The 16042-nt window shown below is 58.3% G+C and carries 13 protein-coding genes and 2 tRNA genes; 8 read left to right on the forward strand and 7 right to left on the reverse strand.

Annotated features, from left to right (window positions below):
* Positions 1–6: 6 nt before the first annotated feature.
* A complete protein-coding gene (locus tag Poly24_RS19870; RefSeq protein ID WP_145099602.1) occupies positions 7–312 on the forward strand; it encodes a hypothetical protein in 306 nt (101 codons plus the stop codon).
* Positions 313–823: 511 nt separating this feature from the next.
* Here the strand turns inward: Poly24_RS19870 and Poly24_RS19875 are convergent.
* The 5 genes from Poly24_RS19875 to Poly24_RS19895 form a co-directional block, all read right to left on the reverse strand.
* Positions 824–894, reverse strand: a tRNA-Gln gene (locus Poly24_RS19875).
* 111 nt (positions 895–1005) lie between these two features.
* Positions 1006–1557 (reverse strand): LPS assembly lipoprotein LptE, encoded by a 552-nt coding sequence (lptE, locus tag Poly24_RS19880; RefSeq protein ID WP_145099605.1) that lies wholly within the window; start codon positions 1555–1557, stop codon positions 1006–1008.
* Positions 1558–1565: 8 nt separating this feature from the next.
* Positions 1566–2777 (reverse strand): tetratricopeptide repeat protein, encoded by a 1212-nt coding sequence (locus Poly24_RS19885; protein WP_197452038.1) that lies wholly within the window; start codon positions 2775–2777, stop codon positions 1566–1568.
* Positions 2778–2859: 82 nt separating this feature from the next.
* Positions 2860–3633: a DNA repair protein RecO gene (gene recO, locus Poly24_RS19890; RefSeq protein ID WP_145099611.1), complete on the reverse strand. Its 774-nt coding sequence runs from the start codon at positions 3631–3633 to the stop codon at positions 2860–2862.
* Between the two features lie 60 nt (positions 3634–3693).
* The gene (locus Poly24_RS19895) at positions 3694–4014 is read right to left on the reverse strand and encodes a tetratricopeptide repeat protein (protein ID WP_145099614.1); all 321 of its coding nucleotides are present in this window, start codon (positions 4012–4014) and stop codon (positions 3694–3696) included.
* A gap of 157 nt (positions 4015–4171) precedes the next feature.
* On the opposite strand from Poly24_RS19895, the gene Poly24_RS19900 reads away from it, so the two are divergent.
* Both Poly24_RS19900 and Poly24_RS19905 read left to right on the forward strand, forming a co-directional pair.
* Complete coding sequence (locus Poly24_RS19900; RefSeq protein ID WP_145099617.1) at positions 4172–6742, forward strand: COG1361 family protein; 2571 nt, start codon at positions 4172–4174, stop codon at positions 6740–6742.
* Between the two features lie 242 nt (positions 6743–6984).
* Positions 6985–7067: transfer RNA gene (locus tag Poly24_RS19905), tRNA-Leu, on the forward strand.
* Positions 7068–7464: 397 nt separating this feature from the next.
* Here Poly24_RS19905 and Poly24_RS19910 read toward each other — a convergent pair.
* Positions 7465–8616: a fatty acid desaturase gene (locus Poly24_RS19910; protein WP_197452039.1), complete on the reverse strand. Its 1152-nt coding sequence runs from the start codon at positions 8614–8616 to the stop codon at positions 7465–7467.
* A gap of 391 nt (positions 8617–9007) precedes the next feature.
* On the opposite strand from Poly24_RS19910, the gene Poly24_RS19915 reads away from it, so the two are divergent.
* Together Poly24_RS19915 and Poly24_RS19920 are read left to right on the forward strand one after the other, a co-directional pair.
* A complete protein-coding gene (locus Poly24_RS19915) occupies positions 9008–10867 on the forward strand; it encodes a chloride channel protein (protein WP_145099620.1) in 1860 nt (619 codons plus the stop codon).
* Between the two features lie 86 nt (positions 10868–10953).
* On the forward strand, positions 10954–11865 hold the full coding sequence (locus Poly24_RS19920) for a phosphatidate cytidylyltransferase (protein WP_145099623.1): 912 nt from the start codon (positions 10954–10956) through the stop codon (positions 11863–11865).
* A 240-nt stretch (positions 11866–12105) separates the two neighbouring features.
* On the opposite strand, the gene Poly24_RS19925 is transcribed toward Poly24_RS19920, so the two are convergent.
* Positions 12106–13074 carry a deoxyhypusine synthase family protein gene (locus Poly24_RS19925; protein WP_145099628.1) on the reverse strand — a complete coding sequence of 323 codons (969 nt, stop codon included), beginning with the start codon at positions 13072–13074 and terminating at the stop codon, positions 12106–12108.
* A gap of 539 nt (positions 13075–13613) precedes the next feature.
* Here Poly24_RS19925 and Poly24_RS19930 point away from each other — a divergent pair.
* The 3 genes from Poly24_RS19930 to cmoB all read left to right on the forward strand — a co-directional run bounded on the left by Poly24_RS19930 (position 13614) and on the right by cmoB (position 15714).
* On the forward strand, positions 13614–13922 hold the full coding sequence (locus Poly24_RS19930) for a hypothetical protein (protein ID WP_145099631.1): 309 nt from the start codon (positions 13614–13616) through the stop codon (positions 13920–13922).
* Positions 13923–13955: 33 nt separating this feature from the next.
* Positions 13956–14681, forward strand: a complete 726-nt coding sequence (cmoA, locus tag Poly24_RS19935; RefSeq protein WP_197452603.1) for a carboxy-S-adenosyl-L-methionine synthase CmoA — start codon at positions 13956–13958, stop codon at positions 14679–14681.
* A gap of 67 nt (positions 14682–14748) precedes the next feature.
* Entirely contained in the window at positions 14749–15714 is a 966-nt protein-coding gene (gene cmoB / locus Poly24_RS19940; protein WP_145099638.1) for a tRNA 5-methoxyuridine(34)/uridine 5-oxyacetic acid(34) synthase CmoB, read from the forward strand.
* Positions 15715–16042 lie beyond the last annotated feature (328 nt).

Consider the following 16042-nt stretch of genomic DNA (forward strand, 5'->3'; position numbering starts at 1 on the left):
AAAATTATGGTTCATGCAAAATTATTCGTCGCCAGCGTTTTGATTGGGACATGTTTGGGGTGCGGGCCTGGCAGCACGCCAGTACCGGCAAGCACCACACCGCCGGAGGAATCGATTCGGGCGGACCTTCAGTACATCATCGATTCGGGTACTGTAGGTAGCGAGTTACTCACCATTCAACAAAATATCGAAGTGATCAAGGAAACCGATCCGGAGAAAGCTGCCAAGTTGGAAGCGGAATGCAAACAACTGGAAGAAGCCCCGAAGTCGAAGGTCCTTTCGATTGCAAAGGGCATGCAGGAACTGCTCTAAAACGGGCAGTTCGGTGGGGTCGGGTCCGCTCAGATTTGGGTGAAGGGGAGGACGCGGCATTCCGCAAATCCCTTTCCCTGCCCGATAGAATCGGCCGCTCACAATATCCCGCCTGCTTTCAATCCAGGTTCATCCATTCACCACGATTACCGTTGCGTGCATTCCCCCTGCTGGTCGTTACCGGTGGGGGGATTTTTCATGGATGACCTCATTGAATTAGCGACCGCTCCGATCGAATTACGGCCAGCGGTGCTTGGCAGAGGCGCCCTGCGCGGCGATCGCCCGATGGGCGTCTGGGCACCGATTTTTCGACGCGCCGCAGGCAGAGAACTGAACGAGGCGGCAAGACGATTGCCGCGTAACGTTCAAGCCGAGCCCCGTCGGAAGTGAGCGGGCTGGCGAACGCCATGAAGATCACGAAAAAAGGCTCACCGTGATTCACGGCGAGCCTTTCATCGTTTTGTTCAATAACAAGCGACTCATCCAACTCGACTGGCAGGACGAATCAAAATTGCCCGACTAGGACTCGAACCTAGAATGACGGTACCAAAAACCGTAGTGTTGCCATTACACCATCGGGCAGCCTTGAACTGTGGGAAAGTGTACCTGAAAAGATCGGTTTTGGGTAACAGGGGTTCACAGGATTTTTGCTAATTTTCTTGAGGCTATTTTTCGCCTCCGGTCGGCCGATCGTTACCAACGGACCTGCATTTGATTGACGATTTGATTGGCAAGATCGTCGATCACTTCCTGGAACGCGGTGGCGCTCGTTTGTCCCGCTTCGGGAACCATCCGACTACTCTGCCGGAAATAGAACGCCAACTGGCCGGCCGGTAGGATGCGGTTTTCCATCAACACGCTTCCCTGTCGGTTGATCCAGCTCGCTTGAATCGCGATCGCGTTGTCGATCGCGCGTGGTTCGTCGGTGTTGGTTTCGGTCAGCACCTGTTTACTGTCGCCGATCACGCGGCATGTCAGCACGCTGTCAGCGGTCGGATCGCCGGTGACTTTGAACGGGGTTCGCTGTTCGATCGCCTTTTGGACGGCTTCAGTCAGCCGAACGCCCAGGTCTTCGCGGAACGAATCGTTGCGAATCACGGGAACGTAAACCGTCCGCACGTCGTTACGATAGAGGGATTGGTTGCCTAATTGGTAGCCAGCGCATCCGCTGACGGCGATCCACAGGCAAGCGAATGCCATCCGTACCGCAAACCGAGTTTCCAACCCAATGTAAATCGATCTCACAGGACTGTTTACCTAAGCATGTTGCTGGGACTGCCAACCATGATTGGTTTTGCTGGCTCGCTGTCGGGGAAAATTTTGTTCAACCAAGCCAAACGTTGTGGCGGGTTGTCCGGTTTCCCTTCGATCGCCGCCAACCGCTCGCGAGCCGTTTCGGCGTAACTGGTCTTGGGATGCTCTTCGATCAACTGGCGATAATAAAATTTCGCCGCCCCGTTTTCCGAGCGAAGTTCGCGGAACTGGGCCCGAGAATACAGCCGTTCGGCTTGCAAGTGGTCGATCTCCGCGACAGCCTTGCTGACCATGTCGCGGTTCTCTTGCTTCTCCAGCTCGTTGGCGAAAAGTCGCTGCATCCGCGACACCAAATCTTCCGCCTCGTTCAACACCGTGCCGCTATACTTCGGACCTTGGTAGATTTCCAGTTTACACTTCAAGCCAAAGAGGTGCGCATTGAACTGATGGTTGCTGTCGGGAAACGATTCCCGCAAGTCGGAGAAAAACCCGTCGGCAGTCGTCCATTTCTTGCGTTCAAAATACTCCAACCCAGCCGCCATCGTAGCGTCATCGGCCAGCTTGCCGGTCGGCGCGTCGTAACGGATCTGATCCAACAATTTGATTCCCGAGCCATCGACATCCAGTGCCGGCAGGCGGTGGTTGGTCAGGTTCACCGGCAAGATTTGGCCACCCTGTTTGTCGACCGCCAACCAATACTTGGCGATCTCAAAACGCCGTGCGACGACCCGATCGATGTGCCGGCTGCGCGGATGCCGTTCCAACAACTCGCCATACATCTTGTCCGATTCGGGGAAATCGTCAGCGAAGAAATAGCTTTCTCCCGCCATCATCAGCGCGTCCTCTTCCAATGCCGAATCCTTCCATTCCTTGGAAGCCTTCACAAACACACCGGCCGACTTGCGGAACAATTTCATCCGCGGCTTCCCTTCCGCCGCCGAAGCCTGTTCGAACAATGCCTCCGCGTCGCGGTACAGTTGCCGCGCCTTTTCCCGATCCGCAGGCCCCTTGCCCGTCACGTAATCGGTTAGCGCTACCGCGGCGTTGCGTTTGTCTTCGATCTCCAAGCCCTCGCCGGCATCGGGACTGTTCGGTGGTGAAGCAATCTCTTGCGCCGCCAGCCCATCACCCCACGGAGTCTTTTGAAACGAACTACAGCCGGGAACGGCAATCAATCCGATCGCAAGCAGCGTGAAGATATTAATTCGCATGATCGACTTCCATGTCGCTGAGCTAATAAAAGGGTCTCTGGCAAACCGGTTGCTGAGGCAACGGGATTTGCAACGCTGCGGTCTAGCCGCCGCCGATGCCATCGATCAACCGAGGCATCTTTAATTCATGGCCGACGTGATGCGACATATATCGACGCAGCACGCCACGCAGTTCGCCGTTTCGTTGACTTTTTTGAGTTTGGTTTACCGCGGGAAGCCCTGGCGGTCCATTGATCCGTTGTCGCATCGCATCACGGGTTTGCTTTGACAGCATCACCACCTGTCGCGAGATGGGACGGCACGCCAAGCACAAAACACCGCCACTGATCATCCCAAAAGGGACCGATGGCATCTCGCCGACAGTCTTGCCGCACGTAGCACAAACGTCCATCGAGGGAGCGTGTCCAAGGTGTTTTAAAGCTTGCAATTCAAAGGTCGCCACAAGGTCCAATAGATCGCCGGGGTTTAGGTCGGCGCTATCAATCTTCCGGAGTGTCCATAGCGCGAGTTCGAACAAGTCGGGATGTGGTTCATCCGATTCGGTCAACTCACGCAAAAGTTCCAAAATGTAATAACCAACGTACAACCGCTGCAAAGATTTATTGGCCGCGCGAAACCGGCGTTCCAGTTTGGCTTCGGTCAATAGATCCAAGGCATCGGAGGACTTCTTGATGAACACTACGCGACAATGGCAGCCCAGGTCAATCGCGCCTTCAAAAGCGCTTTTGGGCCGATAGGCCCCTTTGGCGAGCGCCGAGATTTTCCCGAAATCGCGCGTCAACATCGTTAAAACGACGCTCGATTCGCTGAACGGGACCACGCGCAAGATGATCGCTTCTGTTTTTTCACTCGACATCGTTGCTCAAATCCATCCGCAACCACCACCGCGTCGGCAGCAACCTTGCTGGACGCGCTATCATTCGCCCATGTCGCCAATCATGGTCAGGAAGTCGGCCATTTCGGCGGCGGCGTGGGCATCATCTTGAGCCCGCGCCTGGTCAATGCCATCGCGGAGCATCGTCCGCGCCTCGTTGGGGCGATCCAAGTCGACCAATTGCTGCGCTGCCATGAAGAAGGCGGGAACATAAGGCGGCGTGTCGCCGGTCAGTTCGACCAACTGGCGAATGCTCGCCTCGTTATCCCCTTCGCTTCGCAATTCCATCGCCAAGCTGTACCGCAGGAACGTGTCTTGCGGTTCGTCCTTCAACATCGCCTCGATCTGTTCGCGTCGACTCATCTTTAACTATCACCAAAATTGAGGGAGGTGCGGATTGCATGCATTGGAAAGCTCGTGTTATCCGGGCAATCCGCAGATTTGATTCAATTTAACACGTCACGGCTCCGATAATCAGAGACCATAGGATTTGAATTTCACTCGTCGGAGAGTCGTGCGCATGTCACGTTTCACGAAACTGTCACTTGTTTTGATCGCTTGTTTGCTGAGCGCTGCTCCAGCAAGCGGCCAGACAGCTCAGTCTACAGCCAACGCATCGGCTCAAAACAGCAACCCAACAATCAGACAAGTTGTGGGCAAACAGCCACGCAGTCGCGCGACGTCGCGACAAAGCAGCTCCCAAAGCTCGGGAGTCGGCATCCTGGGCCGGCTGTTTGGCGGTGGATCTGACAGCGAATCGTCGGGAACCAGCAGTGCCCCGGCGCCCCAATTGCGAACCGCCGCGCGGCCGACGAACAATACATCGCAGCCGTTCCCGTCTCCCTTCATTCCGACACCGTCGAGCTCCTACGACGCGGGAAATTCAGCTCCGCGCACCGCGGCCATCCCTTATGTTGCACCGGGCCAACCGCAACCATTGCTCGATCCCGAAGATCGCGAACGACTGCTGGAAATGCAGCAACAAGCCAAGGCAGCCATTCCAAGCGCCGAAGATTACGATAGCTCCGAAAACTTGAGCGTCGAAACCTATAGCGCCGGTTCCTCGTCGCAAGGCACTTCGATTTCGGTCGACACCAGTTTTTCGAACTCGTCGAGCAGCCGTCGGGCGGATCGCCGCACCACCTTCTCTTCCACCGAATCGATCGCCGTCGACACGTCGACTCGCAACTCGGCTCCGGTCAGTCGAACACCTTCCGTGCCTCGAAAGCCGCTGCCGGGTAGTAGTTCGCAAACCGAAGTCGCTATCGAAGAGGAAGTGATCCAAGAAGAAGTGATTCAAGAGGAAACGATCGAACTGGCGATGCCAGCTCCCGCCCAACCTTTGGAAGTCGCCCAGAGCAGCCCCAGCGATGTCCAACCGACCGCTCCAGCGCCCCAACCATCGGCGACCGCCCAAGACTCGGGACAGGCACAATTCGAGCACGATGCCCAATTGACGCTGCAGTCGACGAACGAATACACCAGCCGTACTACCGCACCCCCGTCGAACCGCCGGTCCTCGACGACCCGCGCCGTGATCGGTGGTGCCGCCGCGACGCGAACCTACCAGGTGCCCGCACGGACCGCGAGTGCTCCCACCGCCGCAACGCCTGCTGCCGCACCACCGGCGGAAGAAACCGAAGCCGTGGAAGTCGCCGTCGAGCCGCGCGATAACAACGGACAAATGATGATGTCCGAGATCCCTATGATTCGCGTTCGGACCCACGGTCCCGATGAGATCCAGATCAATCAAGTGGCCGAATATTCGATCATCGTCGAGAACAAAGGGGCGATCGATGCACCGGGCGTCATGATCCGTGCGTCGCTGCCAACCTGGACCGCCGTTCGCAGCCACCAATCGACCGCTGGGGATGTCGAGCCCGAACCGCACGAAGAAGAGCGTCGGATGCTCTGGCAGATCAATACCTTGCCCGCGGGCGAAACCGAAACGCTGACCCTGCGAATCGCTGCCGAACGAGCCGAAACGTTCGACGTAGGTGTCGAATGGACCGTTTTGCCACAGCAACGAACCGCGCAGGTCCGCGTCCAAGAACCGCTTGTGAAATTGGTCATCGAAGGCCCCGACGAAGTCGTCTTCGGCGAATCGCGAGTTTACAAGGTCCGCGTTATGAATCCGGGCAACGGCATCGCAAACGACGTCTCGTTCACGCTGTCCCCCAATTCATCGACTCCGCAAAACCAACGCATCGGTACTATTCCTCCGGGGAAAGAAGCCCAATTCGAAATCGAATTGACGGCTCAAGACCGCGGCGGCTTGGAGATCCACGGCCTCGCCTCGGGTGCGAACGACATCCGCAACGAAGCGATCAAGAAGATTCGTGTCTTGACCGCCGACCTGATCGCCACGCTGACCGGTCCTCCGTTGAAGTACCACAACACGTTGGCGGATTATCACCTGAAGATCAACAACGCCGGCACCGCAGCCAGCACCGACGTCGTCGCCGTCCTTCGGCTGCCTGAAGGCGTCGTTTACAAATCGGGAATCCAAGGCGCCGAGGTGGTGGGAGAATTCCTGCGATGGAAGGTCGACAAGATGGCCCCCGGGGCATCGGCCGACTACGACATCCAGTGTGAACTTTCAGGCGTCGGATCACACGTGCTAGCGTTTGAATGCCGCGGATCCGCCGCGGGACGTGCCACCGTTTCGTTGACCACGAAAGTGGAAGCGATCGCCGACCTTGTGCTGACGATCAACGATCCCGTTGCACCGGCCCCTGTCGGTGAAGAGGTAACCTACGAGATCGTGATCCGCAACCGCGGCACACGAGCCGCCGAAGAGGTCAAGGTCATCGCTCAATTCAGCAACGGTATCGAACCAATCAAGGTTGCCGGACACGCTGGCGAATTGGTTCCTGGACAGGTGCTGTTCGACGCGATCCCACGGATCGATGCCGGGCAAGAAGTGACGTTGAGCGTTCGTGCGAAAGCAATGAACGCAGCTCACCACCGCTTCCGTGCCGAAGTGACCGCAGGAGAAACGATCCTGGTCGCCGAAGAAGCGACGCGATACATGGAAGTCTCCACCGATCGGATCAGCCGCCAAAGCAGCAGCTCCGCTAGCCAACGTTAAGCGGAGGCCTGCGGGCAGGACTTGTCCTATGGATCGAAAAGCCCAAGGTCGGGCCCTGAAAAGCCTGACCTTGGAATACCTTTCGAGGTTCCAACACGAGTCGATCCCGACGTCGGTTGGCCCCGACAACGCGGCCCCAATGGCCAAGAAAAACAGGTTCGAAACGGTCCTTACCAAAACTGCCGGGCTTTGGTAAACTTGCGACCGCCGCTGTGGTAACACAGCCGATTTGCCTATCACCTGGGGGTGTGGCGGAACTGGCAGACGCGCTGGATTTAGGATCCAGTGCCTTTATGGCGTGCAGGTTCGATTCCTGTCACCCCCATCGTTTTCTAGAATTGGCAGCAGTGCTTGCGACGCAACCGTTCTTGGATCGAGAGACGCCACCAAGTGGGTCTCCGCTGTCGACGCAAATTCTTTCCCGCCGGCTCCAGCGTCCAGGATCCCCATCGCCCAACCGCAGTTGGGGCGCGGTGAATCAATCGCCGAGAGCCGACTGTAGGATTCCCTGTCGTCGAACCAGACGCGCGCCCATCGTCGTTGCTATCGATGGTCGCCGGACGCGCGCTCGCCCATGGCCGTTGATGCCATTCAGAGGAATGGCGAAGCTGATCGTCCAGCGTTTAGAAACGCCGCGACGTTTCGCACGGCCTGCTTTTTAGAAAGGTCACGTCACCGATTGTGCGTGACCAGGAAGGATTCGGCTTTGACGCGCTAGCGAGTTAGACCCGTGTCTTGCCATTGAATTTCCAACCCACATCGGCTTTGGAAACCACGTTGCAATGCGTTGCCACTTTCCAAAGCGCCTTGTGAATCGGCGTCGGATCGTACAGGTACAAATCGGGAAACGTAGACTTCAATGCTTCGGTCGCACGAACGGCGTTGTAATGCGGGATTCGGGCGTCGATGTGATGGGCGACGTGGGTGCTGCCGATTCGATGATGCAGGAAATCAAAGACCGGACCGTAAGGACGATCGATCGTCATGAAAGCCCCTTTGACCCACGTCCATTCGTCTTCTTCGAAGTGGGGGACGTCGACATCGGTGTGCTGAAGCCAGGTGTAAAGGACCAACCAAGCGTTCGTAAACAGATAGGGGCCTACAAAAACCGCCAACACGGGCAGGAAGGATCCTTCGGCGTAGGCCCACCAGCCCAAGAGGCCCAGCGTAGCGAGCACGCCCAGGTCCGAAAGCCACACCTTGGCTCGCCACTTGCCCGGGAACATCGCTGCCGAAAACGGCTTCGCAGGCCAAAAGTGATTCGTCATCCCCCGCGCCGGTCCGCCGCTGGCACCCGTCAAAAGATAGGCGGGCCAGCCGACCAACAGCCTCGCGACCATGATCACGACAGCAAACGCTTCATCGCCCATTGTCTCTTGCCAACGGATCCAAGCCTTCCCCGCAGCGGTGGTGTCACGCGTCGGTACAAACGTCTCCCCCAGATCCATGTGATTGGTGCGAGCGTGGTGGAGGGCATGGCTGCGTTGCCACGAAAAGTAGGGCACCAACAGGGCCGAATGAAGCGTGAAACCGACCAGGTCTTGATACCAGTTGTGTTTGCTGAACGCGCGGTGGCCGCATTCATGGGCGACCACCCAACATCCGGTGGCAATCGTTCCGGTCACAGCCGCATACGCGATCCACGCCGGTAACCAAGCCCAAGTCATTGGCATAAACAAGTACGCCAACACGCCGCAACCCACCGTCATCACGATCGAAGCGACCATATACAGCGATGATTTCAACGTGCTGCGATCGAAACAGTCTTCGGGGATCGCGGCCAAAACCTGCTTGCGGGTGGGGAGCGTCTGCGAATCGTCGCTCGCACGTTGCAGCCCGGAGGATGCGTCTTGGGGTTCCATCACAATCGACACGGGGCAGTTTCCTGTTGTGGGAGTGATACGGTTTTCAGCCGCCGGAACAAATAGAATTGCAGAAAGGGTGCCGATGCGGGGGTCCAATGAACCCAGGGGTTCGGAAACCCACCTCACGCGGACCGGGCTAACGGTAGCAGAATCGAAATAGGGCAAAAAGTGGTTCGCCGCGGATCGTTCAAACGTTTACTTTTCCGTTACACTTCCGATACCTAAGCCGGTCTCTGGAGGACGATCCAACGCCCCAACCGTTAAAAACTCCGGCTGCACGCCTGTGCGATCCACGCCGGCAACGCCCCGCCCTCGGTGCGACACTTCACCATCCTGGGTCGACCCTTTAGACTGCGGTCTGTTCCTGACGATCGCCACCGCATCTGCGTCCCAGTCCTCAATGCCCGCTCCGCCGCACCTGACTCAATCGCTCCGCAACCGCACGAAACACTTTCGTTCGTCCAGCCGATCGCTGCTATTGGCGATTCTGGTTGGTATCACTGTCGGATTTGGGGCGATCATCTTTCAGTTTCTCGGGCATCTCGTAATCCGATTTTCCTTGGTCCAATACGCTGGATACGCTCCCCCCGAAGCAACCGGCGAAGGGTCTCCGTTCTCCCATCCGGAACTGACGTTGCACCCGTGGATGATCGTTGTGGTCATGGTCTGCGGCGCGCTGGTCGCGGGCTGGATGGTCTATCAATTCGCTCCCGAAGCAGCCGGGCCAGGGACCGATGCGGCGATCGATAGCTTTCATAACCAGCACGGCAAGATTGCCGCTCGCGTCCCATTCGTGAAAACCATCGCGTCGGCGATCGCACTAGGAACGGGAACCAGCGGAGGGCGGGAAGGCCCGATCTGTCAAATCGGGGCGGGAATCGGATCGCTTGTCGCCCAGCGGTTGCATCTTTCGCCCCGCGATCGCCGAATCCTCTTGGCCGCTGGGATGGGAGCGGGCGTGGGCGCGATCTTTCGAGCGCCGTTGGCGGGTGCGGTGTTCGCCGCCGAAATCCTCTACAGCGACGCTGAATTGGAAGCCGACGTGATCGTTCCGGCCGCCACGTCATCGATCGTCGCCTACAGCATCTACACGCAGTCGCTCCCCGCCGACATTCGCTTTCAACCGCTGTTGGGGATCAAGGTGGAACATGGCATCAGCAGCCCCCTGGAATTGATCCCGTACCTGCTGCTGGCCTGCGCCGTGATCCCATTGGGAATCGCATTTGTGCGAATGTTTTACGGATCCAGGTGGGCGTTCGAAAAATTGCCAGTCCGGCCGCACTTCCGTCCCGCCATCGGGGCGTTCTTGGCTGGCTTGGTCGGTGTCGGCTTCTATTATTTGGCCGGCCAGCAGATCAGCGCCTTGGCGGTATTGGGTAGCGGTTCGGGTACGCTGCAAGAAGCGGTCCACCACTCGATGCGGCTGGGCCCGTCGCTGCTGATTGCAATTGCCCTCGTCAAAGTCGTAACCACTTCGCTCTCGATCGGCAGCGGCAGCCCTGGAGGCGTGTTCGGTCCGTCGACCGTCATCGGGGGGTGCTTCAGCGCAGGTGTGGGGCTGTACCTGCACGATTGGATGCCGACGTTGGCGCCGCATCCGGAAGCCTTCGCGATCGTCGGAATGGCCGGCTTTTTCGCCGGTGTCTCCAACGCTCCCATCTCCACAATCATCATGGTCCGGGCACTGACCGGAGACTTTGGATTGTTGCTTCCGACGATGCTGGTGACCACGATCACCTTCGGATTCGGCCGCCGATCGCGACTGTATCGCAAACAGGTCCCGACGCGGATGGACTCTCCCGCGCACCGGGGCGATTTCATTGTCGATGTCCTGGACGGCGTGCAGGTCCGCGAAACCTACCGCCCCATCGCCAGCTACTCCCTGATCCACGAATCGATGTCGTTGGACGAGATCGTCCATCGCCTGGCCGACAACGATCAACATTATTTTCCCGTCGTCGACGACAACCAAACTATGGTTGGAATCTTCACCGACGACGATGTCCGGTCGTATCTGTTCCACGACGCGATTTGGAAATTGGCCAATGCCAGCGATGTGATGACCAGCAACGTCGTCTCGATCACTCCGGAGGACGATTTGAACGTCGCCCTTGGACATTTCACCGCGCTCAATTTGGAAGAACTGCCCGTCGTCAAAGACCACCAATCGCGTCAACTGTTGGGAATGCTGCGCCGCCGCGAGACGATCGACACCTACAATCGTCGCGTTCGCGAGCACAAAGAGGCCACTCGCGAATGACCGCCGTCGCGTCTATCGTATCGATCCCAAGATCGACTCCCATTGAACCACTCCCACCGTCCGCCGGATCGCCGCCGAGAATCCTTATGCTTTATCAACGCCTTGCCACGTCGGCAGTCTTGATCTCCGTTGTCCTCGCCTTAATTTATTTTGACCACCGCCTTCCGCTAGGCGGACTGTGTCTCATTCCGTTGTTGTTATTCTTTTCCGTGGGAACGGCGATCGACGTCACACGACTGTGGAAAAGCGCCCACTACCCGGTCCGTCCCTATCCGACACAAATCGGCGTGGCGATCGTTGTCTTGATCGCGTGCATTCCGCTGCTATGGCCCCTTTCGGGTGAAGCCTACCCGGCCGATTGCCCCGTCGGACGGCTCGGCTGGATCTCCGTCGGAGCGATTGTTGCGTTGGGGCTCGCGATCGGGAACGAGATGTTCCGCTATCGGCCGGGAGAAAAGGGAGCCGCCGGGTGTGTGATGACCGCTTCGTTCACGATCCTCTATATCGGAGTGCCGATGGCATTTCTGGTAGCGATTCGCGGATTGGGGTCGCCCCACTGGGGACTGGCCGCGTTGATCAGTTTGGTCGCTGCGACGAAATCGGCCGATGCAGGCGCCTATTTCACGGGCCGCGCGATTGGACGGCATAAGCTGATCCCGCGACTGAGTCCGGGCAAGACGATCGAAGGGGCGATCGGCGGCATCGCCGCGTCGATCGGCGTCAGCTTTGCGATGTTCCACTGGCTGATCCCCGCCATGACGGGGGCTCCGATCGATTATCCGATCTGGGGTCCGATCGCCTTTGGGCTCGTCTGCAGCACCTGCGGGATGTTTGGCGATCTCGCCGAATCGTTGATGAAACGCGATTCGGGAGCCAAAGACAGCGGCAATCTGCTGCCCGGACTCGGCGGCGTCTGGGACGTCACCGATTCGTTGATCGCCACCGCCCTGCCCGGATTCCTCTGCTTCGCGATCGGAGTCGCCGGCGCCCCGGTCTAACGACGCGACACCTCAGCTTGCGCAACCGCAATACCGCTCACCGAAGCGTAGTGGACGAGGCTACGAGTCCTTTTGCACGCATCAGACCCGATCGCTGAGACTCGTAACCTCGTCCACGACATCACGCCGCTAATTCTTGCGACGGTCCGAGGCTCGTTCGTTGAACGGTAGTGCGCTTGATCGCGCGAGCATCGCCCGCGCGTTCACTACGGTATTAAAACGATGCCATCGCCTGATCGGCTACCAGCCCAAGATGTAGGCGAACATTAGCGGAGCGACGATCGATGCGTCGCTCTGGATCATGAACTTCGGCGCGTCGCCGGACAGCTTGCACCAGGTGATCTTTTCGTTAGGGACGGCACCGCTGTAGCCGCCGTAGCTGGTCACGGCGTCGCTGATCTGGCAGAAGTAGCTCCACAGTGGAATGTCCAGCTTCAGATCTTGGATCATCGTCGGCACGACGCAGATCGCAAAATCGCCAGCGATCCCGCCGCCGACTTGGAAGAATCCGATCTCCGCACCGCTGTTGGTCTGTTCCTGGTACCAACCGATCAGTTTCGACATCTGTTCGGTTCCGCTGCGCATCGCGCGGTGCGAACTAACGACCCCCTGCGTCACGCGCGCGGCGAAGATGTTTCCGAGAGTCGAATCTTCGATCCCGGGGACAAAGACGGGCAGCCCCTTCTCTTTGGCGGCCAGCATCCAACTGTTCTCTTTCGGAATCTGGAACAACGGTTCCAGCGTCGGATCGTCCAGCAGTTCGTACATGAATTCGTACGGGTAGCGCGGCCGATCGTTGTCGGCGGCGTCTTTCCACAGCGTCAGCAGGCGGCCTTCGATGTTCCGCATCACGGTTTCGGGGATGCAGGTGTCGGTGACGCGATTAAACCCCTGGTTGAGCAATTCGACTTCGTCTTCGGTCGACAAGGCACGCCAGTTGGGGACGATCTTGTATTCGTCGTGAGCCATCAGGTTGAAGATGTCTTCTTCCAGATTGGCCGCGGTGCAGCTGATCGCGTGGACCTTGTCTTGGCGAATCATTTCCGCTAGCGAACGACCGATCTCACCGGTGCTCATCGCTCCGGCCAGCGAAACCATCATCTTGTTGCCCGACGCCAGCTGATCTTTATAAGCCTGCGCCGCCGCGACGGTCTCGCGCGCGTTGAAGTGGCGAAAATGGTCGTCCATGAATTTGGAAATGTTTGACATTGCAGAACTCCGCCAAGGGTTGAATCGTGTAAATCGCTTGCCACACTGGCCAGAACGGCCCGGTCTACAGAAAGATGCTTGGCGCTCGAATGCCAACAGCTATTTAGCCAACAATTAAACGGCTTTGCAGCGCTCCGCTCAAGGGGACGCCCAGGGCTGTTTAGTGTTTGAGCTTAGGCAAATCAGCCGCCACGCGTTAGCGTCCGGTTCCTCATGCGCAGCCGGACGCTAACGGCTTGTCGGTTTAGTCACAACGAGCTTCCTTGGATTAGCCGTTTGGGCGTTAGCCCCGGTTTAGTGGCAGCGGAACCGGGGCTAACGCCCAATCGGCTGATTAAACCGACAAACTGCTAACGCGTGGCGGCTGATACGTACGATTGAAACGGTGATTTGCCCTGAGGCGAGGCCGGACTCCATCTCGTACCAGCGGCAAAAGCTTGTAAACTGTGAGCATGTCCACCGCAGCGGCGATCGCGCGGCGGATACCCGCTGGAATCGAACGTTTCCCCACCCAACGATCAGAATTCAAGAGAAGTCTCATGTCACGTGCCCTCAGCCTCACGCTCAGCTTTGTGTTTGTCGCGATCTCCATCGGTTGTGGCGGCGGAGACCAACCGGCCCCCACCGAACCTGCGGCAACCGATTCGCAACCCGCGGCCGCACCGGCCCCTGCGACGACCGACGCACCCGCCGCGGCTCCTGCGGCCGCCGCGACCAGCAGCGTGGAAGGCCCCGGTAGCGGATCGGAGTTCAACGTGCCGCCGAATCTCGGTACCGAACCTGTCGAAAACACGACTCCCGAAAACGTGGAGCCCGAATTCAAACTGCCTCCGGCCAGCGACAACTAAACGGCGGCTTCTCTGCAATCGATGAAGCGAACCGTGTCCCAAGACGATATCTACGCGCTCCCCCTCGAAAACGTTGGCGACTTTCAGTTCGACCGACGCGTTGTCGATGTCTTCCCCGACATGATCTCGCGGAGCGTTCCCGGGTACGGTTCGATTCTTTCGATGATCGGCGAACTGGCCCAGCAGTACGCTGTTGCCGACACGAACATCTACGATCTGGGATGTTCGCTTGGGGCGGCGACGCGGATCATCAGCCGACGCGTCCCCAGCAGTTGCACGATCCAGGCGGTCGACTCTTCGCCAGCGATGATCGCTCGGTTGCGAGAGCTGTTGGCCGCCGAAGCGATCCAGGGATGTGAGGTCGCGTTGCACGAAGCCGATCTGGCCGCGGTGCCGATCGATCGAGCCAGCTTTGTCGTGCTCAACTTCACTTTGCAATTTGTCCCCGCGGCGGAGCGGCGATCGGTCCTGCAAACGATCTTCGATGGGATGCTGCCCGGCGGGGCGTTGGTCCTATCGGAGAAGATCAGCTTCGACGATCCGCAGGAACAATTGCGGCTGACCCAACTGCATCACGCCTTCAAACGAGCCAACGGCTACAGCGAACTCGAAATCGCTCAAAAACGAACGGCGCTCGAAAAGATGATGGTTCCCGAGACGCTTGCGACGCATCGCACCCGGCTTGCCGACGTCGGTTTCGCCACCGTCGTTCCTTGGTTTCAATGCTTCAATTTCACGTCGATCTTGGCAGTCAAATGATGATCGCCTTGAAGAGCAGCTGCGGCACCGTCGTGTTCCTACTTGTTTGCGGTTTCGGCAATAAAAAATGACGATCGGTATCGAAGGACTGTTGGCCGAATTGGAATCCGAGGGGCACGCGGGCTGGGCCGAAACGCTGCGGCAACGGGCTCGCGAATTTGAGCACGATGCGGCGCATGGGCTGTGGTCGCAGTGGACTCAGGCGACCTGTGATCTTCCCGCGGTCGAAGCGGTGACCGCCGACTTCTCGCTGCCGGCGGTAACGCTTTCCGGCGAGATCAGCAACGAAGACCAGCAGCGATTGCGGGAACAACTGCGACTGTTTCATCCCTGGCGAAAGGGGCCGTTCGATCTGTTTGGAATCGCCATCGATACCGAATGGCGCAGCGATTGGAAGTGGTCTCGCGTCGCGCCGCATCTCGATCTGCGGGATGCCAGCGTCTTGGATGTCGGTTGTGGCAACGGGTATTACGGTTGGCGAATGCTCGCCGCCGGGGCGCGTCGCGTGATCGGATTGGATCCCTTTCCGCTCTACATCGCCCAAAATCGTGTCGTCGAACATTACGTCGGCGGTTCGGCGGCGCACGTTCTGCCCGGCACCGACGCCGATCTTCCGAAGCGGTTGGAGGCGTTTGACGTCGCCTTTTCGATGGGCGTTTTGTATCACCGCACCAGCCCGATCGATCACCTGAAATCGATGCTCCAGTCGCTGCGACCGGGAGGCAAATTGGTGCTGGAAACGTTGATCATCGACCATCCCGATTCGCAGGTTTTGATCCCCGAGGGTCGTTACGCCAAGATGCGGAACGTCTGGTTTATTCCTTCGCTGACGATGCTCGAGCGGTTTCTTTCCCGCTGTGGATTCCGCGAGATCGAAGTCGTCGACGTCTGCGTCACGACGACCGAAGAACAGCGGCGGACCGAGTGGATGGAGTTCGAATCGTTAGCCGATTTCCTCTCTCCCGATCAAACGACCACGATCGAAGGGCACCCGCTGCCAACCCGCGCAACCCTCATCGCCTCCCGCGGTTAAAGCGAACAAACGACGTGGCTGCGTCTCGCCTCGAAGCCTCTTAACGGTGTCGCGCATTCTTCATGTTAAAGGGCATGTCATCTGCCAGAACAACTGGCGATTCGAACCGTCCTCTTCGGTGTGAATCCACCCTCGCGATCCCCAGACCCGATGGTTGGGTGGACGAAGCGAAGACAAAAAGCTTGAAAGTGATTTCAGAAACGCTACGCTGTCCTTCACCCATCGCGAGATCGATGTCTGCCCAAAGGAGTGCTTGGGCGACGCGTTCTGCGCAACGATGCACGCGATGGGATCCTGCCTTCCCGCGATTCGGAAGGAGCGTTTGGGA

It is taken from the genome of Rosistilla carotiformis (genome assembly GCF_007753095.1).
GTDB classification, from domain to species: domain Bacteria; phylum Planctomycetota; class Planctomycetia; order Pirellulales; family Pirellulaceae; genus Rosistilla; species Rosistilla carotiformis.